The sequence below is a fragment of the Lysinibacillus sp. NPDC098008 genome, assembly GCF_044760715.1.
In the GTDB taxonomy this organism is placed as follows: domain Bacteria; phylum Bacillota; class Bacilli; order Bacillales_A; family Planococcaceae; genus Lysinibacillus.
On record NZ_JBIWBA010000001.1, the window covers coordinates 139,710 to 162,104 of the forward strand.

The 22,395-nt window shown below is 38.1% G+C and carries 21 protein-coding genes and 1 CRISPR repeat array; of the genes, 8 read left to right on the forward strand and 13 right to left on the reverse strand.

Annotated elements, in window-relative coordinates:
* Positions 1-35 precede the first annotated feature (35 nt).
* Positions 36-869, reverse strand: a complete 834-nt coding sequence (locus tag ACIQVU_RS00665; RefSeq protein WP_340806030.1) for a D-alanyl-D-alanine carboxypeptidase family protein — start codon at positions 867-869, stop codon at positions 36-38.
* Positions 870-954: 85 nt separating this feature from the next.
* Positions 955-2,643, reverse strand: a complete 1,689-nt coding sequence (locus ACIQVU_RS00670; protein WP_340806031.1) for an AAA family ATPase — start codon at positions 2,641-2,643, stop codon at positions 955-957.
* A 92-nt stretch (positions 2,644-2,735) separates the two neighbouring features.
* Between ACIQVU_RS00670 and ACIQVU_RS00675 the strand changes: the two genes are divergently transcribed.
* Positions 2,736-3,173, forward strand: a complete 438-nt coding sequence (locus tag ACIQVU_RS00675) for a hypothetical protein (protein WP_340806033.1) — start codon at positions 2,736-2,738, stop codon at positions 3,171-3,173.
* Positions 3,174-3,692: 519 nt separating this feature from the next.
* Positions 3,693-4,937: direct repeats of the CRISPR family, unit length 33 nt; unit sequence ATTTCAATCCACTTTCTCCATATAGAGAAAGAC.
* A gap of 217 nt (positions 4,938-5,154) precedes the next feature.
* Here ACIQVU_RS00675 and ACIQVU_RS00680 read toward each other — a convergent pair.
* The 3 genes from ACIQVU_RS00680 to ACIQVU_RS00690 are packed head-to-tail and all read right to left on the reverse strand — an operon-like array spanning position 5,155 to position 6,397.
* Positions 5,155-5,469 carry a YbjQ family protein gene (locus ACIQVU_RS00680; RefSeq protein ID WP_340806035.1) on the reverse strand — a complete coding sequence of 105 codons (315 nt, stop codon included), beginning with the start codon at positions 5,467-5,469 and terminating at the stop codon, positions 5,155-5,157.
* A 2-nt stretch (positions 5,470-5,471) separates the two neighbouring features.
* The gene (locus ACIQVU_RS00685; protein ID WP_340806036.1) at positions 5,472-5,960 is read right to left on the reverse strand and encodes a nucleoside 2-deoxyribosyltransferase; all 489 of its coding nucleotides are present in this window, start codon (positions 5,958-5,960) and stop codon (positions 5,472-5,474) included.
* A gap of 11 nt (positions 5,961-5,971) precedes the next feature.
* On the reverse strand, positions 5,972-6,397 hold the full coding sequence (locus ACIQVU_RS00690; protein WP_402893670.1) for a GNAT family N-acetyltransferase: 426 nt from the start codon (positions 6,395-6,397) through the stop codon (positions 5,972-5,974).
* A 153-nt stretch (positions 6,398-6,550) separates the two neighbouring features.
* Here ACIQVU_RS00690 and ACIQVU_RS00695 point away from each other — a divergent pair, with 153 nt between their 5' ends.
* Entirely contained in the window at positions 6,551-7,711 is a 1,161-nt protein-coding gene (locus ACIQVU_RS00695; protein WP_402893211.1) for an immunity 26/phosphotriesterase HocA family protein, read from the forward strand.
* Positions 7,712-7,777: 66 nt separating this feature from the next.
* Entirely contained in the window at positions 7,778-8,812 is a 1,035-nt protein-coding gene (locus ACIQVU_RS00700; protein WP_402893214.1) for a YdcF family protein, read from the forward strand.
* A gap of 26 nt (positions 8,813-8,838) precedes the next feature.
* On the opposite strand, the gene ACIQVU_RS00705 is transcribed toward ACIQVU_RS00700, so the two are convergent.
* The 6 genes from ACIQVU_RS00705 to ACIQVU_RS00730 form a co-directional block, all read right to left on the reverse strand.
* Entirely contained in the window at positions 8,839-9,333 is a 495-nt protein-coding gene (locus ACIQVU_RS00705) for a hypothetical protein (RefSeq protein WP_402893217.1), read from the reverse strand.
* Positions 9,334-9,455: 122 nt separating this feature from the next.
* The gene (locus ACIQVU_RS00710) at positions 9,456-10,256 is read right to left on the reverse strand and encodes a hypothetical protein (RefSeq protein ID WP_402893218.1); all 801 of its coding nucleotides are present in this window, start codon (positions 10,254-10,256) and stop codon (positions 9,456-9,458) included.
* Between the two features lie 13 nt (positions 10,257-10,269).
* Positions 10,270-10,974: a DUF4274 domain-containing protein gene (locus tag ACIQVU_RS00715; RefSeq protein WP_340806044.1), complete on the reverse strand. Its 705-nt coding sequence runs from the start codon at positions 10,972-10,974 to the stop codon at positions 10,270-10,272.
* 18 nt (positions 10,975-10,992) lie between these two features.
* Positions 10,993-12,654 carry a DUF6138 family protein gene (locus ACIQVU_RS00720; protein WP_402893222.1) on the reverse strand — a complete coding sequence of 554 codons (1,662 nt, stop codon included), beginning with the start codon at positions 12,652-12,654 and terminating at the stop codon, positions 10,993-10,995.
* A gap of 66 nt (positions 12,655-12,720) precedes the next feature.
* Complete coding sequence (locus tag ACIQVU_RS00725; RefSeq protein WP_402893225.1) at positions 12,721-13,782, reverse strand: suppressor of fused domain protein; 1,062 nt, start codon at positions 13,780-13,782, stop codon at positions 12,721-12,723.
* 192 nt (positions 13,783-13,974) lie between these two features.
* Positions 13,975-14,523 (reverse strand): hypothetical protein, encoded by a 549-nt coding sequence (locus ACIQVU_RS00730; RefSeq protein ID WP_340806047.1) that lies wholly within the window; start codon positions 14,521-14,523, stop codon positions 13,975-13,977.
* A gap of 408 nt (positions 14,524-14,931) precedes the next feature.
* Between ACIQVU_RS00730 and ACIQVU_RS00735 the strand changes: the two genes are divergently transcribed.
* Positions 14,932-15,852 carry a VanZ family protein gene (locus tag ACIQVU_RS00735; protein ID WP_340806048.1) on the forward strand — a complete coding sequence of 307 codons (921 nt, stop codon included), beginning with the start codon at positions 14,932-14,934 and terminating at the stop codon, positions 15,850-15,852.
* 219 nt (positions 15,853-16,071) lie between these two features.
* Here the strand turns inward: ACIQVU_RS00735 and ACIQVU_RS00740 are convergent, their stop codons facing one another.
* Complete coding sequence (locus tag ACIQVU_RS00740; RefSeq protein WP_340806049.1) at positions 16,072-16,239, reverse strand: hypothetical protein; 168 nt, start codon at positions 16,237-16,239, stop codon at positions 16,072-16,074.
* Between the two features lie 132 nt (positions 16,240-16,371).
* On the opposite strand from ACIQVU_RS00740, the gene ACIQVU_RS00745 reads away from it, so the two are divergent.
* The 3 genes from ACIQVU_RS00745 to ACIQVU_RS00755 all read left to right on the forward strand — a co-directional run bounded on the left by ACIQVU_RS00745 (position 16,372) and on the right by ACIQVU_RS00755 (position 18,222).
* Positions 16,372-17,313 (forward strand): SDR family oxidoreductase, encoded by a 942-nt coding sequence (locus ACIQVU_RS00745; RefSeq protein ID WP_402893673.1) that lies wholly within the window; start codon positions 16,372-16,374, stop codon positions 17,311-17,313.
* Between the two features lie 86 nt (positions 17,314-17,399).
* Positions 17,400-17,537 carry a YjcZ family sporulation protein gene (locus ACIQVU_RS00750; protein ID WP_340806051.1) on the forward strand — a complete coding sequence of 46 codons (138 nt, stop codon included), beginning with the start codon at positions 17,400-17,402 and terminating at the stop codon, positions 17,535-17,537.
* 208 nt (positions 17,538-17,745) lie between these two features.
* Positions 17,746-18,222 carry a GNAT family N-acetyltransferase gene (locus ACIQVU_RS00755; protein WP_340806053.1) on the forward strand — a complete coding sequence of 159 codons (477 nt, stop codon included), beginning with the start codon at positions 17,746-17,748 and terminating at the stop codon, positions 18,220-18,222.
* A gap of 130 nt (positions 18,223-18,352) precedes the next feature.
* Here ACIQVU_RS00755 and ACIQVU_RS00760 read toward each other — a convergent pair whose 3' ends face one another.
* The gene (locus ACIQVU_RS00760) at positions 18,353-18,925 is read right to left on the reverse strand and encodes a TetR/AcrR family transcriptional regulator (RefSeq protein ID WP_340806054.1); all 573 of its coding nucleotides are present in this window, start codon (positions 18,923-18,925) and stop codon (positions 18,353-18,355) included.
* A 279-nt stretch (positions 18,926-19,204) separates the two neighbouring features.
* Between ACIQVU_RS00760 and ACIQVU_RS00765 the strand changes: the two genes are divergently transcribed.
* Positions 19,205-22,300 (forward strand): MMPL family transporter, encoded by a 3,096-nt coding sequence (locus tag ACIQVU_RS00765; RefSeq protein ID WP_402893231.1) that lies wholly within the window; start codon positions 19,205-19,207, stop codon positions 22,298-22,300.
* Positions 22,301-22,395 lie beyond the last annotated feature (95 nt).

The window sequence follows — 22,395 nt, forward strand, 5'->3', positions numbered from 1 at the left end:
TCTCTAGCAGGCTACGCATAGAGATATAGTTTTCTTTATAATTTCTCTGCAACGGTTAAAGCATCTTCAATATGCATAGGTGCCCGTGTGTGCCCTGATGCATTTGTAGTAATTAATAAAAACTGCTGTCCCTCTTTTTCAATCAATGATGCTAAACATAACCCTGCTTCAGGTGTATAGCCTGTTTTTCCTCCAATGATAGTATCCTCCACACCAGCCATCTTTGTATATAAGGAGCTTGCGATAACGAGCTTATTTGGGACATAGGTTGTATAACTTTTTGAAGTAAATATTTGATAAAATATGGGATTTTCCAAAGCATAGCGTAAAAGCTTACTAATATCTCGTACACTTGATTGATGTGCTTCATGATGAAGTCCACTAGCATTAACAAAATGCGTATCTGTCATACCTAGTTCATGTGCCTTCTGATTCATCCATACTACAAATTCTTCCTCACTACCTGCAAGAGCCTCCGCAAGTGTCCCAGTTGCATCCGCACCTGAGGCAAGCAATGTACCATATAATAAATCTTCAATTGTGACAAAGTCACCTGCATGAAAGCCTGCCATTGAGGCATTTTGGGCTGTAAATGTTGAAATCGTTTGCGCATCTACAATCGTTTGTGCTTGTAAATCCTCCGCCTTTTCAATGGCAACAATGGCCGTCATTATTTTGGTTAAAGAAGCAGGGTAGATTATTGCATCCGCATTCTTTTCATACAGCACCTTGTCTTGCCCATTCAGTAATAAAGCATTTTGACTATGTAATGATGGAATTTCAAAATAATTTAGCTCCTGTGTTTTGTTTGTATGATAAAACATAAATATTCCTACACAAAGACAGCAAAATAAGATAAATTTTTTCACAAAAACGCCTCCTACATATTATAATAAGAGGCAATTCTGAATATTCCTGTACGAATTTTATGAAGAAATTCTTAAGATAGCTAGCTTAAAAGGTGCTATCAAATAAATTTTCGGCTATGCCCTGTAGAATATCCTGCTCCTCAAAGGTCATTAGCTGTTCCTTTGTAAGCTTTGGCTGCTGAATCAGTCTATTGGATTGAATTGTCACTAGCTTTTCAAACAAGTTACGAATATAGCGACCATTAGAGAAATTTGGTATATCTTCAATAGGTATTTGATGGAGCTGTGCCTTCATATGCTGTGCAAAGGCATCACCAAACTGGTAATCATTCCCCTGACAAAGCATGGCAAAAATATCATACAGCTCATCCGTACTAAAATTATCAAACTGGACAAAATGATTAAAGCGTGATTTAAAGCCAGGGTTAGATTGTAAAAATTCCTCTATTAGCTCCGTATAGCCTGCCACAATAACGACTAAATCATCTCGTAAATCCTCCATTGCCTTTAATAAACTATCAATCGCTTCCTTGCCAAATGCATCCTGTTTATCATTGACCAATGAATAGGCTTCATCAATAAACAGCACGCCACCCTTCGCTTTATTAACCACTTCCTGCACCTTTAGCGCTGTTTGTCCAACGTACCCTGCGACTAGCCCTGCACGATCCGTTTCCACAAAATGTCCACTAGATAAAACACCAAGATGCTTATAAATTTGCCCAATAATACGTGCTACCGTTGTTTTACCTGTGCCTGGATTACCAGAGAATACAAGGTGATACGTAATCGGAAAGCTTGTTAAGCCGTGATCGACACGCATGCTTTGGATTTTAATGAAATTAATTAAATTATGTAATTCCTTCTTCGCATTTGGCAGCCCAACAAGACGATCAAGCTGCTGCTGAAGCTTCTCAATCTCTCGTTCAACCTCAGGCGTAATACGCAAGCGTTCATCGTTAATAAATTCACCACTGTAAATGATTTTACCGTCCTCGTTAAAATAATCGCCTCGACCATGCTTTTGTCCATCGACAAGCTCGCCAATATAAGAAGCCTGTCCATTTGGATAATAAAGCGTTCCTTGACCTGTCATAGCATCTTCTTTAAATTGGCCCTCTGCTTCTAAAATGCCATCTCTAGCATAAATTTTTCCTTTACCATGCTTCATATCCTCAAAGAAATGACCTTCGTATTGTAAAGTTGTCATACCACGTGCTAGCTCTTCGGCTGTTGGCGATTCTGCAGGATAATATAGTTTACCAGCACCCTGCATGTGATGCCAAATAAACTCACCTTCATATTGTAAAAAGCCGTTTGGATAATATTGCTTACCCTTCCCTTTTTTCATGCCATGAACAAAATCACCCTCATACTGTGGCTGATTCAAATGAGGATATTGCGCGCGCAATGCTTGATAAGGCGCAATCACATCCTCTTCATAATATAAAATGCCATAGCCGTCCATTAAGTCATTACGAAAATGCCCCTCGTAGTAGACCATTCCATCTTTATATAAAATACCATTGCCTTGTTTTTTATTTTGGATAAATTCACCTTGATAGATAATTTGCCCTTTTAAATACATAATGCCATTGCCTTGCTTCATATGGTTGACAAATTCGCCCTCAAATAGCACTGCGCCTTCTTGGTCAAATAATGTACCCTTACCATCATAAATATCATGGCCAAAATCATTTTTCTTAACGCCACCTCTGTACATAATTTTGCCATCTGGATAAAATAGTTCTTTTTCTTCGTGATTATGTGTCATTTAATTGCCTTCCTTTATCATTTCAGTATATGCTCAATTATAGCGTGGAAAGAATACATATGTAAGAATTTTTAGAATTTAAGGAGATTGGCATGAAAAAAAGATATAAATTACTGCTAGGCATTATACTCCCATTGATTATTCTCTACAGCTCAACAATCTTATTAACACGAGATACCGATTTTACAAAGGAAGTAACAGAGCGTCTTGAAGTAGAGATAGAGGAAATCAAGGAAATAGAAATTATTCGTGCCTCTGATGAAAAAACGATTATAGTTAGTGATGCAGCACAAATCCATCAATTGATGGAAACATTACAGGATCAGCCATTAAAGAAGGTATATTTTGCGAAATCTGATTTTCAGGAGGCTTATTGGCTAACATTAACAATGAATGATACTCGTGAAATCGGCTTGCGCTTCGATGATACAAAGCATTTATTTGTCTATCTATATGAGGAGAACTATTTAAAAGATTATAAGCTGCCAAATAACTTTGATTTAACCTTTATCGAGCAGCTTTTTCATTAGCGAATAAAAAACGCGAGAAATCCATTATAAATATGGGCTTCCCGCGTTTTTTAGTTTTATCGCACAATTTCCATAAATAGTTTGTCAATCATAAGCCCATTGCCAAGCTCGTTTTCTTTCAGGGTAAACATCCCTATTTATTCCAACTCATATTTTCTATGTAGAGAATGACCAAATCAAAGATTTTAATGATGCTTTACTATCTTATATCTCAATCCACATTCTCTATGTAGAGAATGACGTCATTTTCGAAAAGTATTTAATAAAAATACTTGTTTATTAACAATTTAGAGTATAAGGATAGGCATTTAGAAACAACCGCTTACTAGATAGCAACTTTTTTCGACTTATATTTGGTGCGAATCCTACTGGATAATTATGTTCGCTTACCATTCGCACCAACTATATTGTAGCAAAGATTTCTTCTATACAGTGCAGAATATATTGCTGTCACGTCAACTTATTTTTTCTATATAGAGAAAGACACGTTTAACTAGCTCCATAGGTACTGTTTTAGCTATTTCAATCCACTTTCTCCATATAGAGAAAGACGGAAAATCTCTGTTAGCTTTGACCATTCTTGTTATTTCAATCCACTTTCTCCATATAGAGAAAGACAACAATGGATTGATTATTTGATAGATTGGTTACTCATTTCAATCCACTTTCTCCATATAGAGAAAGACTTGGCTGCTAAATTGTTCATACCATCTTTATACGATTTCAATCCACTTTCTCCATATAGAGAAAGACTTCGAAATAAGCAGCCTCAATTTGCTCCCATGTATTTCAATCCACTTTCTCCATATAGAGAAAGACAAGATGCTTTCCGTGAGTCTATTTTGAGCGTAATATTTCAATCCACTTTCTCCATATAGAGAAAGACACGATCAATCAACGCTAGTAGTCGAATTCCCAAATTTCAATCCACTTTCTCCATATAGAGAAAGACTCATTTTCCGTCCACACTGATGCAGAGGATGTGATTTCAATCCACTTTCTCCATATAGAGAAAGACATACAAAACACTAGTCAAAAGCTAGATGTTTTAAAAATTTCAATCCACTTTCTCCATATAGAGAAAGACCACAATGCTACTCGTTATCAACTTACTCATTTACTTATTTCAATCCACTTTCTCCATATAGAGAAAGACATGTTTTGTTAGATTTTTTGCGGTATTCTGTAATATTTCAATCCACTTTCTCCATATAGAGAAAGACAAACAGGTGCTCGCTGGTTATAGGTCTGTTTTTTTATTTCAATCCACTTTCTCCATATAGAGAAAGACATGGCGGTTGATACCTATACCTGCTTCTGTTGCTTATTTCAATCCACTTTCTCCATATAGAGAAAGACAAGGATATGAGTTTAAAAAATCATTTGAAATGAGCATTTCAATCCACTTTCTCCATATAGAGAAAGACCCAAGACCCCTACATATCTTCATCACGTTATCTATAATTTCAATCCACTTTCTCCATATAGAGAAAGACACCTTTAATCACCCTGACAATTGGACCATCATTTATTTCAATCCACTTTCTCCATATAGAGAAAGACATATAAAAGGCTGATTTCCTACGGTGGTTTGCTATTTCAATCCACTTTCTCCATATAGAGAAAGACAAAGTAAGGGAGTGATTCAGTATGTGGGTAAGAATTTCAATCCACTTTCTCCATATAGAGAAAGACGGCGGTGAGCCGGTGCTTGCTCGTTTCTTACGACAAATTTCAATCCACTTTCTCCATATAGAGAAAGACTGTGAAAATTGCTGTAAAAGTGATGTTTATCGTTGATTTTTATTGAAAAATAAATTTATATAGTAATATTAACCTGAAACAACTTCCATTTCAATGGCAAATCCCTTCAATAGTTGGTGCGAATCTCCCTAGGAAATCATGTTTGCTTGCTATTCGCACCTGTGATTGAATAAGGGTGATTGCCTCTATAATCGTTGGTTTTTGCCATTGCTTACAATTACTTTAATTTAACAGCTGTGCCGTAGACAAGCACCTCTGATGTACCATCCATTACAGAAGAAGTTGCATAGCGTACGCCTACAATCGCATTTGCCCCTAGTTGCTTGGCTTCTTCCTCCATTGCTTCTGTGGCAATTTCACGTGAACGTACAAGCATTTCGGCATATTCCTTCATTTCACCTCCAACAATATTACGAAGACCTGCTATCATATCACGCCCAATATTTCTGGATTGCACAGAATTGCCCTTGACTAAACCAAGTGTTTCGATAATTTCTCGTCCTGCTACACTATCTGATGTTGCTAGTAACATACTTATTCCTCCCTATTGCTATAGTGTTGTACAGCCTCCACCGCTTCTTCAATCGAGGCTGTAATAATGCCTGTACGTTTAATTAAACCTACTACAAATAAATTACGGTAGACAAACTGATTTTCCAGTCCATCTCGTACAAGTGCCTCTATTTTTTGCATATTATCGCGCCCTTGCTGACGAACATCTGTTAGTAAGCCAACAATGGGACGATTTAGCATTGCAAATGCACCGATTTCGGCGGCCACTCCCGAATCAATTTCCACACCGTCTAATACAGCAATTAATAAATCACTGCCTTGTAGCATTGCTAAATCCGCCTCTGCAATGGCTTGGCTATCCGCATAGGCAGATTTATCGTTGATCGCATCGTTCTCCTGCGGGACGTATAGCTCAATATCTGGTACAGCCTTGCGAATAGCTGCTGCTAGCTGCTCATTTACAAAACGATCTCCTAAAGAAAATAATCCATTTGCTAAGTATGCCTTCATCAGTAAACTCCCTATTCCACTAATTTTTCAAAAATAATTTTATGTCTGCCCTTGTCATCTATAAAGGTTGATACAATATCAAAGCCATGCTTAAGATTGACAATTAGCATTGCTTTGTATGTATTTCTGCCGTATGTACGCACCTTCTGAAAGCCTAATGCCTTCATATGCTTATGCTGTGCGATCATTAATTGACTGGCTATTCCCTGTCCTCTTTTGGTATCTCGAACACCGCCTAGCCAGCTATAAAACACGCCATCAGGATGTGGGTAGCCTAACTTAAAGCCAATAAGCTCGTTATTCTCCACTGCCAGCATGCACAGCAAGCCTTCTTTACTTGCTAGCTTTTCCAGTGGGAGATGAGCGCCATCAAAAACATCAGCATAGATTTCCTGTAGCTGGTGAAGCCACGTATAAGGAACACCTTCTATTGCCATTATTTGCAAATGCATCACCTCTATCTATTAGTATAACAGAAAAGATGAGAAAACAAATGTTAGGTCTATTGCATTAGCAGCATATCCTCTTCTTGCCTCTAGTGACAATAATAAATCTTCCCTATACTTATCTACATAGGAGGTAGATTAAGTATGGCACTATTTACTAGCTGGTTACACAATGAACTGCGTCCTTATTTTGGACTTCAGTTGCTGGATAAGCATTGGGATATACTGCAAATTCGTGAGGATTACTTTATTTGTCTTGAGGGGGATGTAATTAAAAAAAGGATTTTTGCCGATGAGCAGCACTATCAAGAAGCAGATGTCACCATTGTTACCCGTAATCGTGAGGTGATTGTTCCACAAAGCTCACGTGGTAAAGAGAAGAAATTCAATTACACCCATATTTCCGCTCCGAAAGCAACAGGCATTATTTTCTCGGCTAGTGTAGGTAATAACACTAATCAAGCTAGCTCTATTAGTGTACGCAATCCGAAAACCTATTACCAGCTTCCACTAACAGGTTTTGAGCATCTTACAACAAAGGCTGATATTATTCAGTGGCTTCAGCAATTTCCAGCACAATTGCCTGCTGATTATGCTACTAAATTAGCAAAGCTCATAAACATGAAAAGTTTACGTTATAAAGCGATGCCAGGAGATATTTTCCGCGTTGAAGTGGACCTGTTTACGGACGGTTATGTGCTAGTAATTGGGGATCTACGTCAAATGCAAAAGGATCAGTTATTTGCAGCAGATAGTATTTGGCATGATGTGATGACAATGCCGCTGTTTGTCCGCCCTTATTTATGTACAACGACAGAGCGTTCACCCCGTTTTGAAGAGATTGTGACAGCGCCATTAGCCAATCAAACATATATTGTAATGGACGATCATTTTATGCGAGGGTGTTATGAAAAAGTTGGTCATAAACCATTAACAGAGGCTGATATTTTATTTCCTTTAGGGTATAGTATAACGATTGACCAGCACAAGGAACCTCAATACCGTCTATCGTGGGGAACAGGAAGCATTCATAAGCCAGCATCTGCAACTGCTTTAAAAACAGCCACTCGTTTTGCTAATCATGGTGTCTATACAAGTGTCGCTAATGATTGGTTGAAGCCGCAGGAGGAGCATGATTATCCCGCGTCATTCGATAATCCCTATTATTATCAAGAGCGGCTGCAAGCGTTCGCTGAATTTGGCTTGCCGCAAAATATCACATATGATGACTTTAACCGTCAAACGGGTGGCCTAACGCGTAAGGAGTATCTTGCCTATATTCATAACACGTATCCAAAAATGTAGCTAGCTGCCAAATCATTCATTTTACCTTATAATGAAGAGAGTTCATTAATTGAGGTGCGTATTTTTATGTATATTGGTATTATTCCGCTCATTATTTTTATTGTTTTTCTTTATTCCTATTTGAAAGACCCACGAAGAATGATCAATGGCTTGTTATTTAATCTTTTTATCTGTTCATTTCTATTATTTTGTGTAGTGGCATCCATTGAATCTGACCATTACTTTGTAAGGCTAATCGTGATTATTCCACTAATCGCCCTATTGGTGATGATTCCGTTTGCCATCGTGGCATTAATGTTTGGTTTATTTTTAAATGCGAGGGTATTAATGCAACGAGAGGGCAGACGTCTTGCTAATTCCTTAACATTGCTTGTGGCGATTGGGATTTTATTATTTATGCTGTTGCCAATTATTAGCCCAGCAAGTTTATTCTCAAGGCATCTCCAACCGATTTTCGGTGGGATATCACTTATTACGTTTTATTTCTTTATTCATCTATCTAATTTTTTATCCGCCTATTTTTTATATCAATTCAATCGACCAAAATATCATCAAGATTTTATTATTGTGCTTGGCAGTGGTTTAATTAACGATAAGGTTCCACCACTATTAGCAAGTAGAATCCAAAAGGCGATTGACTTTTATCATAAGCAAGCAGCTATTACTTCACCGCCAACCATTATTTTTTCAGGCGGGCAAGGGCCAGATGAAAACCTACCAGAGGCTGAGGCAATGCAACAATATGCACTTGACAAAGGAATTCCGATTGAGCACACACTACAAGAGAATCGTTCTGTCAACACCTATCAAAATATGCTCTTTTCCAAACAATTGATGGACGAGCAATCGCAGGGTAAGCCCTATCGCAGTATTTTTACAACAAATAATTTCCATCTTTTCCGTGCGGGCATCTATGCAAGGCTAGCTGGGTTAGACAGTCAGGGCATTGGCGCAAAAACAGCCTTTTATTATTGGCCCAATGCTATGATTCGTGAATATGTGGCGATTGTCGTGATGGAGCGCAAACGGCATATGAAAGTGGTCGGAGCCATTTTAGCGATTTCCATCCTATTCGCGATCATTAGCTATTTGTTTACGTAGCGCTTTATAGGGGTTCGTGATATAGGTTATAGTCGTGTCACGAACCCCTTTTTCGTTGTATATTGCTTAAGTTGTTGTTCGTATACTGTCTGATAATAATATTTGTATGGATAACGCTCTTGTTGCAGCACCTTATACAGAACAGACAAACCCTCCTCATAGCGAACAGCAAATTCACAATTATCATAAAGCTGCCGTGTTAGCTGTCTGATGCGATAAAGATCTAGCTTTGTATTCACCCTCCAACCAAACTGAATGGTATCCTGTTGATCTAATGGATGACGATATGTATCAAGAACAATGCATGTATCTGGCTGGTGCTGATTGATAAATACCAACACATCCCCTGTATGAATGGATTGTTGAAAAAAGCGATGAACAATTTCTTCAATTGGTACATGAATAGCAAGTATATCCATAAGCGCCTGAAAAGTTGACTGAGGTGTATAGTCATCACTCCCATCATCTGGGTAGTCAATCAGCTCTGTAACGGAAGCCATTATCCAAAAGTCATACGTCAATATTTATCACTCCATTTAAACGATTAATTTCTTGTTCAACTCTATCCATAGGTACTTGCTATGAAGTTTCCTGCTTACAGAATTTTCACTCATCTTTTTCTTTATCAGAATAGACGCTTCTCTTATAAATAGGGACCAAAATAGAACTCCATTTGCTCTTGTGAGTAGCCATCCTGCCCTCTCCATGTAGCCATTGACATAAAATCCGTGCCTCGTCCACGTTCCTTGCGATAAGGGTTCTTGGAAACAAGCAAGCCTGCATATCCCCAAATTTCCATAATAACATCTCGTTCATATTGATTGGCCTTAAAAATATCCTTCCAGCGCTTCTCAAGCTGTCTTGCTGCATCTGTATCTTGACAGGACTCTATCGCCTCAATCATCTGTTTTAAAATGGCGATATCTTCCTCACATACAGTAAACGCTGTTTGCTCCTTTGCTAAACATTCAAGATCAAGCAGGCAATATAGCAGCCAATTTAAACGAATGCCACCCCATTTAATGCGTTCAAAATTTAACACATTTAAATCTTCATCGTTATATGCTTCATAGGCTATAATTTGCTGTTCATTACAGTAGCCACAGCCACTATGGGATACTAGTTGTACAGGTCGCTCATGATAGGTATGGCTAGGTAATTGATATGTAAGCGCCCAGCTTGATAGCGCACTGCGTAAATGCACCTTGCGCGTTGATAAGCTATGCAAAAAGGCTGTAACAGCAAGCTCTTTTGTTAATACTTCACGGTGAAGCTGTTGCAGTCTTGCTATACATTCATCATGTGTAATCGTTAACGGATTAAACATTAGCCCTTTGCTTTTGGCATATTGAAAATCTTCTTCTGCACATGTAAATTTCCCTACCTTCCACCTGCCTGATTGCCAAAATGTTTGCATTAAAATTTTCTTTGCCTTTTGATCCATGGCTCATTCCTCCTCACGTCTTATCCAACGCTAATTTAGCACTTACAATTTTCGCCATCTCTTGCCAAGGCTGCTGCCATTCTGAAGTGGCTACTTCTTCCTCTGGTTGCGCTAGCCAATAATCGCCCTCCATTAGCTCAAACATATCTAGCAATGTGATTGGCGCACATACAGGATTGTGTAACGCTGCTAGCATTGGCTCCGGTCCATCATCCCAATTATAGCCATTAACGACCGCATGTAAAATGACAGCGGATGAAACAGCATGAATGCGCTGGCACATTTTATCAATAGATTCCTCATATAAAATCGTATCTACTTGCCTTTGCTCCTCCGCTGTTAATGTTAGTCGGATTGAACCAGGCGTAGCAAGCAATAAATCGGCTATTTCTCTATGCATTCTTGCTGCATACCAGGCGGTTGCCTGAATCCCCTCTGGCGTATCTAATATCGCACCCTTGGCAAGCAATAATTGAATAACATCCTTTTGCTTAAACTTTACAGCCTTTTTTAATGCTGTATCCCCAAGCTTATCTTGTGCCTCCAAGTCGATATTTTGTGCCAAAAGAAGCTGTATCCCTTCAAGCGGCATTCGATTAGTAATAAAAAGCATTAATGGCGTTCTGCCACGTGCATCCCGTTCATGAACATCCAGCTTCTGCACAGCCTCCTGTACCTCTTCCATATTCTTTGATTTACTAACTGTTCGCCAATCCATCAAACGTCCCTCCCTGCTTTATGTATCCATCCATTGTAGCAACTGCTCCAGCTCTTCCTTTATCGGTGAAGTTTCTCGTTTAAGACGCTGGGCTACCTTATTTGCACGGCCAAAAATACGATACAATACAAATGCACGCTCATAGTCCTCTTTCTTTGCTAGCTCATCCACAAGCGCCCTTATACAGTCCTGTTCGCGTAGATCAAGCCCCTTTAATGGCTTCGCTGATTCATTGGCAGCCAATAAAATAGCGATACATACAGGCATAAGCTCCGCTGTTAAACCATGCGCTTCTAGAAAAGCCTCTGCATAAGCATTTTGGACGGACTGATGCTCTGTATCAACAAGTGCCATATAGCTTTGGACAAGCGGGAAATAAGCATCACTATAAAGCCCTAAGCCAAATACTGCATAAGTGCCAGGCATCGCTGATTTTTCGCTTGGCTCAACATCCTGATACCATGCATATGCCTCCATTGCGGTCTGTGCATAGTCTGCTAGCAGCGGAAAAAGGGATGGGTATGTGCAGCAGTTGGCAAAAAATTGGTGGAGCTTTGATTTTGCCAGCCCCTTCACTGGTAAATAATGCTTGACTTTGCTTTTTAGCAATAGCTTATAGCCCTTTGGAAAGCCTGCCTGTAAAAGCTCCATTATATAATGAAGCGCTTCTTGATAAGCTTTTTCCTCCTCCACAATGATATGGATCGTTATTGTTTGTAAAATATCATTGGCTTGTCCTCGGAACACATTACTTTGTCGTCTGCTTTCATAGCGACCGCTTCCTGCTTGTAAATACATCGCTGCCCTTTGCGAACCAAGCTGCTTAGCTAGCTCCAAATATTTTTGGCAAGTTATTGGGTCTTGTTGCCCTATTTTTAATGCGCTATAGAGAAAGAAATCTAGCTTTTCCTGCGCTATTTGCTGTGGCGTAGTTGCTGTTGTCAGCATCCACTCTTTTGTATACGCTTCTGTTTGCTCAAAATAGTGTGTTAAAAAATGCACCTCTGCCCACTGCTCCAATGCTCTTGTATAGTAGTAGTTCCATCGCTCTAAACGCTGTTGATTGGCATGATGCTTGTCTTGTAAACGACTAATGAGCGGCTCAATTTCTTCAGCTCTTTGCTGGAAAAAATGCGGATTTACAAGATGCTGTGCAAAGAAAAATTCATCATTATCACTTGGACGTGCTGGCAGCTCAGCCATTACCTTTGTGTCAATAAAGGTTGCTAATTCCTGCTTGGTTAACGCGAGCTTCTGCTGATTCAATAGCTTTTTTTGATAGTGAAGCATTTCCCTGTTATGCTCAAATTCAAGCACTACCTGACAATAATAATCAAAAAAACGAGTCCCATACTGGAATGATTGAAAAACTTGCTCCATTTTTACACATAAAGCATTAAAAAGCTCCTCTATATATACTGCTTCTGTAAATTCCTCTATATAAGCGCCTGCTTCGATCCTATAGGCACTATCACTCCAATCCAATGGCTCATAAACATCTAGCAGAATTGTTCCATAGGAGCCTTGCCCTTTATGCCAAGTTACTTTTAAATAGTTAAAGATACCTGCTTGCAAGCGGCTTTGATCGTTCAGTGCGTTTATTCGTTTACTTTCTTGCTTATAAATAGTTGCTAGCTTCGCCCAAACATCCGCAAGAAAATGCTCTATACACGGTTGCAATATGCGTTCCTCCCTTTTAGCTAGAAAAAAGCTCCCGCTAAAATGATTTCCAGCGGGAGAGCAGCCTTACCCGATTGTTTTCACAACCGTTCCTTCTTGATCTTTAATGTAGGTTTTCAAAATTTGAAAGCTAACACCTGCTAAGGAAGATAACTCAAATTGACCTTCTTGTGGTACAAGCTTTTGACAAAGCTCCTCCACTGCTGCTTTATTTAAAGAAATAATCACTTCCTGCTCATTGACATGATAGCCTGCTTGCTCATTCGCTTGAAACGTAATGGTCACTTGTTGACCAACTAAGCGAAGGCTTCTTCCTTTTAAAATTCGTCCACGTAATAATTGGCGAATCACACCTGCCTGCTTAGCTCCAAGCTGAACGATATAAGATGGCTTCGTAAACCAGCCCGTTTTTCCCTCTTGCCATGCTAGCTGGTCGACAAAGAGAAAGCCTGTGCTAGAGCCATCTTCTTCTACCCCTCGTTCAACAGCTTCGACAACCACTGGATTTTGTAGAAGAGAGGGTCTTGCTAAATCTGTTACATAGCCCGGTAGCTGCTCTATACCAGCTTGCAGTAAACCAAATGTATGCCACGTTTGAATCGCTTCCAGCTCATCCTCGGTAATGCCAACCATTTGCACAAATGCCACCTTACCGTTTGGTGTATCCATTTCAGCCAGCTCTGGATCGTTTGTAAATGCTAATGCTGTTAACAATGTATCTGCACCAAGACAAATCGGCCCATTTGCATCTAAATAATCGCCTGCTACAAACACATTGCCACTATTAAAAACATATCTTGCCATATTTTGTAGTAAATTTAATGCCCAAGCAGGAGGCTCTTCCTCATCGTCGCTACGCACTAACCGAAATGTTAGTTCAAAGCCAAAACCACTGTATTCTTGATTGTTTGATTCTTTGTCATATAATTCAGAAAACCCATAAGTGACGAAGTGCCAATGTGGAATAGGTGTTTCACTTTTATAGGCACTAATACCATCTAGCGGGTCTTGTCCGCCAAGTGCATAAGAAATTAATGTGCCGTAATGCTTTGGCTCTTGCTCACCATATAACGTTGTGAATGCTTGGTCAATTGCATCCCAACCAGCCGTTGTTACTTCTTCACTCATTTTTGCATCCTCCTAGCGGGTATCATTCCATTTAAACGATCTTTCTATTAATATGATACCAATTTTACAGTAGGGCTTTAACAGGCATATGACTCATTTTCAGCATAGCTTCTAATAGGTTTATTTTCATTCCATTAAAGGTAATTGTTACTATCGAAAAATTCAGGCAATCTGTTGAGAGATTGCCTGAATTTAACCATAGAGCATAGCTGGTGCACGCACACCCTGTAAATAATCAGCAAGCTTGCCAGCAAAGACCTGTTCTAAATAAGGTAATTGTGCTAGGCAGTGAGGCGTCATTAATGCTGGATTTTGATATACTTTTAGTCCTCCCACTTTCAATAGCGTCGCTACAAACTGGGAGCAAAAGTAAGCACGCTCTCTTCTCACTTCCTTTTGCATTACCACACCAAACAAGCCAATAAAATTATATTTATAACGATCCCGATTCCAATACATATAACGTACAATTTTCATCATTTCTAAATATTGATAATGGGAGATGGTGCAGCGATAAATCACACAATCTGCTGATTCAAAAAGTCCTTTTTCTGCATCCTCTTGTAAAAACCCTCCACTTAATGGATTGTTTAATTGCCTTCGACCAAAGCTATACATTTCAAACAGCCTCTCATCAAAGGCGATTGACGCATGGTTCATTTCTTTTCCTGTATACATACCGATTGCCTTTGATAATAATGTCCCTGTTTTTGTTAATACTATGTAGATCGTATGTGTCATGTCTTCACCTACTCTGATAATCTCTGTTATTACCAATACGTTTTAAATCTTCAAATGGTTTCGTTAATTCCCTTATTTTATAAATATATAGGACGAATCTTAACAATTTCTTTAGTAGAACCTGAAGATTTTCTTAAGATTTTTCATGATCTATGGTATGAACGCAAGACTTTTGCCATTTTTACTATCTATATTATATGTATGTCATCGTATGCTTATGTAAGATCATTCAATACGGATAGGTATATAGTAACATAAACTACAATAGAAAAAAGTGATGCTTTATTGTTATGAGCAGCTTTTCCTCTCTCTTAAAAAGATTTTTCAGTAAATCTTAATAAATATTCTCATAAATTATTAAGAATTTTAGCTTATTATGAATAGAGAGTATTTTAAGGAGAGAAAAATATGAAAAAACGAAATTTAATAATGCTTATTACTAGTATGTACACAGCGCTTATCCTATTTTTTATGTTCTTTGGCTTTAACCGTTTAGCGCATAGAGAGGATTACATGGACGCTGGCTATGAATTTATGCTTGTTCCATCAAGCGTTCCGTTAAAATTCCCTAGCCTTACATTTTCATGGCTGTACGATTTTGGCAATATTGCAGCCTTTATTCCTTTTGGTATCCTATTTCCGTTATGGAAGCACTGCCATTATAAAAAATTTATTGGGTTGTTCATTGTGGTGATCCTTGGGTTGGAAACGATGCAATCACTCGTCTATCTCGGGACTTTTGATGTAGATGATGTGATTTCTAATACGATTGGTGCAACGATTGGCTATATTGTATACAAGGTTGGCTTCACTGCAAAGTTGACTTTCAAAAAGCTCATTACCTCATGCTTATCTGCTCTTCTATTGATTGGATGTGTCATGATTATATCTGAAGTTTTAGAGAAACGTGTTAGTTCTATCCAGCCTCTGCATACTATTACAGAAACAGCAGGCGCTAAACCATTAACGAGCGACATCCCCAATTTTACTATAGCTGGCCGTAAAATAGAGCCTCACTATAATTTCTATAGTAATGAAGGAACTACAAGCAAAACCTACACCTATACGATTGAGGGCAAGGAGGATGTTATACTTTTTCTGCATCTTGGGTTTCCAGATGAAGAAGAGCTACAAGGGAAGGTGACCATCGTTACGGATGGAAAGGAAATATTCCAAGCAGATGAAGTATATTTAAAGGAAAACGAAACGCTTGAAATGCCATTAGAAATTCCATTATTTTATGAAGCGAACGAAATGACCATTACTATTACAGGTCATATAAAACTCTGGGATGTCGGCTTTACAGAAATGAAGCATTGGTGGGAATAAAATAAAGTGATCCTTCAATTAGTGGAGGTCTTACAGCCTTTAGCTTTCGCACAAAAAAACATCTATTAATACGAGATAAATAATAAGACCAGCTCAGCTAAATAAGCTTTGCTGGTCTTTCTATGTTAGCTTTATTGGATGTTCTCCTTAAAAATCCCCCTTGCTTTACTTTAACTAAAAATAAGTTCAATGCCCTCCTGTTATGCTGAACCTATTCTACTAATGGAAGGCTAGTGCAAAATAAGGCTGGTAAATGGGCTGGCAATAATACGGTGGTCTAACACCAATACTCGGCATTAACCAACTATCTTTTAAATAATGCATCATTAATTTATTTTCATGATTTTCTAGTAAACGAGTGACCTCTGGAAAAAATTCAATGTTCATCAAGCAATCCTCCTGCCTCTTTTTTCGAACATAAAAGCGTCAACATTCATAGTATATGATGAAAAGGAGGGATTGGTTATTAGCCATCCAAATGACTGGCAAGCTCAAGATCAGCAAGCACTACTCGAGCAAATTCAATTTTATCAAAAATGGTTTGAGGATCATAAACAAGAGGACCCATACCCCCAATACCCTGTCTATGGAAAGATTACGCAATATCAAGAAGTGCCGCTTACACAGCCTGAACAAAGACAATTGCGCCAACCAGGGCTTGAAAGTTTAATGGTGCCGAAGCCTATTATTGAAAACCCTCATTATAAAGGAAGTGGAAAATTAACAGGAAAGGTGGCACTTATTACTGGTGGTGATAGCGGGATGGGGGCTGCTGCTGCCATTGCCTTTGCAAAGGAAGGCGCTAATGTTGCCATTGCCTATTTAGATGAGCATGTAGATGCCGAGCGAACGAAAAACAGAATTGAAGAACTCGGACAAAAATGCTTACTCCTTCCAGGAGACCTTCGTGATAAAAAGCAATGTATAGACATTGTGTCTGAAACAATTCATACCTTTGGTCGCTTAGATATTTTATGCAACCATGTTGGAATTCAATTTCAACAAAATGAGCTTACAGATATAACAGATGAGCAATTTGATGAAACGTTTAAGTTGAATGTGTATGCTCATTTTTATACAACAAAAGCGGCTCTTCCTTATTTAAAAGCAGGAAGCTCTATTATTGGAACGGCTTCAGTTGTAGCTTATGCAGGGGAACCTTTATTAATTGATTATTCTGCGACAAAAGCAGCGATTGTTGGCTGGACGCGCTCCTTAGCAAAAAGTGTTGCAAAAAAACAAATTCGCGTCAATGCGATAGCACCTGGCCGTATTTGGACACCACTCATTCCTGCTAGCTTCTCCTCCGATGAAAATGCCTTACATGGCACAAATCTCTTTAATCGCATGGCTCAGCCCTTTGAAGTCGCCCCCACCTTTGTCTATTTAGCCTCCGATGATTCAAGACATGTGACAGGGCAAGTATTGCATGTAGATGGCGGAGAATCTACTAATTCATAAAGCACAAATTTCTTTTTAGCAGGATAACTATCCTCCCTCTTTTTTCCCATTTCACATATTCTAAAGAATAGACAGGAGGTGTGCACATGGGTTACGGTGGAAATATGAATACTTACAATAATTACTGTGGTGGAGGCTCTGATAGTGGGAATAGCTCTACTTTTTTATTAATCGTTGTCCTCTTTATCCTTCTTATAATTGTCGGTGCTAGTTATATTTGCTAACATGAATGCTCATAGGCTTTAGCTTCTTTTTATTTTCCACTAAAGAAGTGTAAAGCCTTTTTTCATGGAGAAGACAAAACGATTAACCTTAATTTTCGATCATTTACATTTAATCACATTTTATTTTTATGCCTTCTTTTACAGGAAACAAGCCCTATTGACGAACATACGTTCTTTATCTACAATAAGAAAAAAAGGAGGCTATTTTATGCAAAAGACAACAAGCATTGAATTAGTACATTTTTCTGAGGATTATGTAGAGTGTTTGCATGCCTTTGAGCTACCAGAGGAGCAGCATCAATTTACCGCACTACCAAAAGAACTTACAATTGAAAAGGTTGGACAATACCCCATTGTAATCGTGAGCGATACCGTGCCTGTTGGCTTTTTTGTACTACATGCGACAGAACGCGTCCAAGAATATTCCAGCAATCCCGATGCTATGCTGTTAACCGCATTATCGATGGATCACCGACATCAGGGCAAGGGCTATGCGAAACAAGCAATGCTGGCACTTGCTGATTTTGTCAAGCAGCAATTTCCAACATGTAATGAAGTCGTCTTAGTGGTCAATCAAAAAAATATCCCTGCGCAACATTTATATCGCAAAGTCGGCTTTGTTGATCATGGCGAACGTCGAATGGGGCGAATTGGCGAGCAAATTGTAATGCATTTATCTCTTTAATAAAGAAAGGCTAGCAAAACATAGCTAGCCTTTTTTGAGCGCGGGTATGTGCCCTGCTTTCGCGGGTATTTTGCCTTCAAAAGCAGCGGGTATTCGCTTTGCAATCCTTCTCTTATATAGAATGCATATTTTAATTTTTAAATGATTCTGCTATAATTTCGCAACAAATTTGTGCCATTTCTTCGTCACTTTCCTTCATACCAGAAGTTATCCACTCGGTTAAGATATTATATACAGCTCCACTCCAAAAATAAGTTTCGTATTTTTCTTTGCTACTAATAGAATCAGAAGATATATTATCTAGCATTATTTTGTTAATGCTTGAAAGTATGACACCTTCGAAGCCTGCTTTAAGCAGAACTGCGTAAATTTCGGCATGATTTCTTACTTGATTAAAGATAGAGTACCAGAACTCAAAATCATCTCCTGGACATGTGGTCAAATCCATTTTATCTGTAATCGCTTTAACTACTGCTTCTAAGTAATTATTTAAGATATCCTCCTTCGAAGAATAATTACGATAATAGGCAGTTCTTGATACACCAGATCGTTTTACTATATCTGTAATAGAGATGTCTTTGAATTCCTTCTCTTTCATTAAAATGAGTAGTGCAGTTTCAATACACTCCTTAGTAATTCTATTGGATTCTTCGTTAGATAATCGTAATATATCTTTCCGTTCAAGTTCAGTTTTATTTGACATTACATTTTCCCCTTTTTTGTATAGTCCGACACTACAAATGTAACATCAAAAAAGTAACATTTATTGAAAGATAAATCAATATGTTTAAGGAGAATTAGCTAAAAGACTTAATAAAGTAAAAAAATTGAATTTCTTCTGTGACTTTGACGTTACATTTCCTCTCCTTTTGCTCACTCCGACTCTAAAAGTATTGTTATATAAAATCGCTGATAATATACTTGTTTCGGCAGGATAAATGTAACGTCGCAAACGAGTCTGATTTGGAAAGGAATTTTTAGTATGAAGAAATTTAAAAATTGGAGAACACTCTCTTTTATTCTCTGGATTGCTTTAACAATCATTACTTTAACAACGATGCCTGATGTAGATCAATTAATTAAAGAGAAAGGTCAAATTGAGATACCAAATTCTGAACAGAGCGCCCAAGCGGATAAAATCCTTAAAAAAATGGATGAAGGCGAGAATACGTATCATATTATCAGTGTCTTCTACAGCGGTAATGACAAAGAATTGACGAAACAACAACAAGAAGAGATAAACGCTGTCATTAAGGAGCTAAAAAGACAAAAGGAACAACTCGGAATTAAAGAGTTATTAAGTCATCAAGATAGTAAAGAATTAGAAAATCAATTGTTCTCTAAAGATAAAACGACTATATTAACTCAAATTTCTGTCGATACTTCCCAAGGAAATATAACTGAAGTTGCCGAATCTTTAGAAGCCATTCTTAATAAGGCAGATAATGTTCAAGCTTATTTAACTGGTAGTGACTTAATAGCTACTGACTTTGTGAATTCGACGCAAGAGGGCGTGAAAAAAACCGAGGTTATTGCGATTGTATTCATTTTAATAGTGCTGGTTATTGTCTTCCGTTCGCCAATCGTACCAATCGTGTCACTCTTAACAGTAGGTATTTCTTATTTAGTTTCTTGGGGGTTTCTAACACATCTTGTTGATAAGTTTAATTTTCCGTTCTCAGACTTTACTCAAGTATTTATTATAGTAGTTTTGTTTGGTGTAGGCACAGATTATAACATTTTACTGTATACTCGTTTTAAAGAAGAATTAAGTTTACAAGACAATTCGTATGCTGCTGTAAAGGCTACTTTTAAATCCGCTGGTAAGACAGTTTTATATAGTGGCTTAGCGGTTTTAATAGGCTTTGCATCACTCATTCTAGCTGAATTTAAATTGTACCAAGCAACATCTGGAGTGGCGATAGCTGTAGCTTTCCTACTCCTAGTATTAGTTACATTGAATCCCTTCTTCATGGCTCTACTCGGGAAAAAGATGTTCTACCCTGTTAAAAGCTTTAAAGGTCATGGCGATAGCAAAGTTTGGGGATTCCTCTCCAAGTCATCAATAGCTAGACCAGTGATTTCCGTCATTCTGATCCTAGGTATTGCAATACCATTTATGCTTAGCTATTCAAATTCCCTTAATTTCAATGATCTTTGGGAAGTTGGAGATGAATACGGATCAAAAAAAGGTATTAATATAATTGAGGACCATTTTCCAGCGGGATTTTCTTCTCCAGCAAGTTTAGCAATTGAATCAGCTGAAAAATTAGATACAGCGAGTACATTACAAATTTTAGATGAACTAGCTGAAAAAATCTCTAAAATTGATGGTGTTTCCCAAGTTCTAGCTCCTACAAGACCAACTGGAGATAAAATTAAAGAGCTTTATATTAATGAACAAACAAAAATATTAAATGATGGAATTGACGATGCAGACAATGGCATTGGAGAAATTAACGAAGGCTTATCTTCTGCGAGTGATGAATTAAAAAATAACGATACAAGCGGACTAGATGATGTTCAAGCATTAATTGATGGAACTGATAAAGTGAAGGCTGGTGTAAGTTCTCTAAGAGTTGCACTGACTGAATTGTCATCGGGAATTAATGACGGAGCTGCTGGCGCTCAGCAAATTAAGAATGGTTTAGTAACATTACAAGCAAATATGGACACCCTTTCAGATAGTACCTCACAGCTCTATCATGGTTATCATCAGCTAGCAGAAGGGCTAAGTAGCTATGAAGAACACTTCAGTGGGTTTTCAGTGGCAATTGAAAGCACCAAGGGCGGATTCCAGCAAATCGAAGCCTTAATGGGAAATTTGATAGAAGAACAGCCTGAATTAATGAATAATACTAACGTTCAACAAACATTGGGTATTGCTACAGAAGCACAGCAACAATTAGAGCATCTTTCTGTTCAGTTGCAAGAACTGACAAAACAGCATGGGCTAGTCATGGCAGCATTTAGGCAAGCAAATGACTCACTACTTGAAATAAATAATGGATTTCATCAGATGAAGAGTGGTGTTGAAGAATTACATGTTGGTGCAGCAAGCCTAGAGCAAGGGTTAATTGAAGGTGCGAATGGATCAGGGCAAATTTCTACTAATACAGTTGAGCTAGAATCAGGCGTGACCCAGATTAATAATGGACAGAAACAGCTTTTATCAGGCCTGAATGAATTGCAGGACCAAATGGCTCAATTACAATCTGGACTATCTGACAGTACCGATGGGCTTCGTAAAGTCAATGATGGTTTAAGTGACGCTCAGGATTATTTATATAAATTAAGTAAATCTGATAGCTCTGAGAAATTCTATATACCTCAAGAAATCCTTGATGGAAATGAGTTTCAGGAGTCGCTGGATACGTATATGTCAAAAAACAGAAAAATAGCGACAATGAGTATCATATTAGATGTTAATCCTTATGCTCAGGAAGCGATGCCCATCATTGATGACATTAATAAGATTGTAGAAGTTACTTTAAGCGGTACTGACTTAAAGGATGCTCAAGCCGCAATCGGTGGAACTACAGCTATAAATGCTGATTTAAAGGATATTTCACAAGCAGACTTTATAAAAACAGCAACTATTATGTTAATTGGTATAGCCTTAGTGCTGTTAGTAATTACAAAATCAATCGTTCATACCATTTATATTGTAGGTAGCTTGGTTCTCGTTTATTTTGCTTCTATGGGAATAAGTGAATGGATTATTTCTACATTTCTTGATGTAAATATTTTGAGTTGGAATGTTCCGTTCTTCAGTTTTATTATGATTGTTGCACTAGGCGTTGATTACAGCATCTTTATTATGATGCGCTATATCGAATTGGAAGGGACCCCACAACAAAAAATCATGGAAGCTACGCGGCATATGGGAGGAGTTGTATTGTCAGCAGCTCTTATTTTAGGAGGTACATTTGCTGCATTGATTCCTTCAGGGGTACTGACACTTATAGAGGTAGCGACTGTCGTTATAATTGGTCTGGTGCTGCTCAGCTTTATAGCGATGCCTGTATTACTACCAGCTTTGATTTCTTTGACGCAAAAGTTAACAAAAAATAAGTAAGCTATATTTTCTAGCAGTGTCATTTAGGTAACCTATTTGACACTGCTGAAAAACTATTCGATTCGTTCATTGAGTTGTTTCTTTCCTTATGTTTT

What these genes read in the sequence shown, in the direction of transcription:
- ACIQVU_RS00670 (WP_340806031.1), bottom strand. Translation starts at nt 2,643, where the DNA reads ATGACACATAATCACGAAGAAAAAGAACTATTTTATCCAGATGGCAAA.
- ACIQVU_RS00675 (WP_340806033.1), top strand. Translation starts at nt 2,736, where the DNA reads ATGAAAAAAAGATATAAATTACTGCTAGGCATTATACTCCCATTGATT.
- ACIQVU_RS00680 (WP_340806035.1), bottom strand. Translation starts at nt 5,469, where the DNA reads ATGTTACTAGCAACATCAGATAGTGTAGCAGGACGAGAAATTATCGAA.
- ACIQVU_RS00685 (WP_340806036.1), bottom strand. Translation starts at nt 5,960, where the DNA reads ATGAAGGCATACTTAGCAAATGGATTATTTTCTTTAGGAGATCGTTTT.
- ACIQVU_RS00690 (WP_402893670.1), bottom strand. Translation starts at nt 6,397, where the DNA reads ATGGCAATAGAAGGTGTTCCTTATACGTGGCTTCACCAGCTACAGGAA.
- ACIQVU_RS00695 (WP_402893211.1), top strand. Translation starts at nt 6,551, where the DNA reads ATGGCACTATTTACTAGCTGGTTACACAATGAACTGCGTCCTTATTTT.
- ACIQVU_RS00700 (WP_402893214.1), top strand. Translation starts at nt 7,778, where the DNA reads ATGTATATTGGTATTATTCCGCTCATTATTTTTATTGTTTTTCTTTAT.
- ACIQVU_RS00710 (WP_402893218.1), bottom strand. Translation starts at nt 10,256, where the DNA reads ATGGATCAAAAGGCAAAGAAAATTTTAATGCAAACATTTTGGCAATCA.
- ACIQVU_RS00715 (WP_340806044.1), bottom strand. Translation starts at nt 10,974, where the DNA reads ATGGATTGGCGAACAGTTAGTAAATCAAAGAATATGGAAGAGGTACAG.
- ACIQVU_RS00725 (WP_402893225.1), bottom strand. Translation starts at nt 13,782, where the DNA reads ATGAGTGAAGAAGTAACAACGGCTGGTTGGGATGCAATTGACCAAGCA.
- ACIQVU_RS00730 (WP_340806047.1), bottom strand. Translation starts at nt 14,523, where the DNA reads ATGACACATACGATCTACATAGTATTAACAAAAACAGGGACATTATTA.
- ACIQVU_RS00735 (WP_340806048.1), top strand. Translation starts at nt 14,932, where the DNA reads ATGAAAAAACGAAATTTAATAATGCTTATTACTAGTATGTACACAGCG.
- ACIQVU_RS00740 (WP_340806049.1), bottom strand. Translation starts at nt 16,239, where the DNA reads ATGAACATTGAATTTTTTCCAGAGGTCACTCGTTTACTAGAAAATCAT.
- ACIQVU_RS00750 (WP_340806051.1), top strand. Translation starts at nt 17,400, where the DNA reads ATGGGTTACGGTGGAAATATGAATACTTACAATAATTACTGTGGTGGA.
- ACIQVU_RS00755 (WP_340806053.1), top strand. Translation starts at nt 17,746, where the DNA reads ATGCAAAAGACAACAAGCATTGAATTAGTACATTTTTCTGAGGATTAT.
- ACIQVU_RS00760 (WP_340806054.1), bottom strand. Translation starts at nt 18,925, where the DNA reads ATGTCAAATAAAACTGAACTTGAACGGAAAGATATATTACGATTATCT.
- ACIQVU_RS00765 (WP_402893231.1), top strand. Translation starts at nt 19,205, where the DNA reads ATGAAGAAATTTAAAAATTGGAGAACACTCTCTTTTATTCTCTGGATT.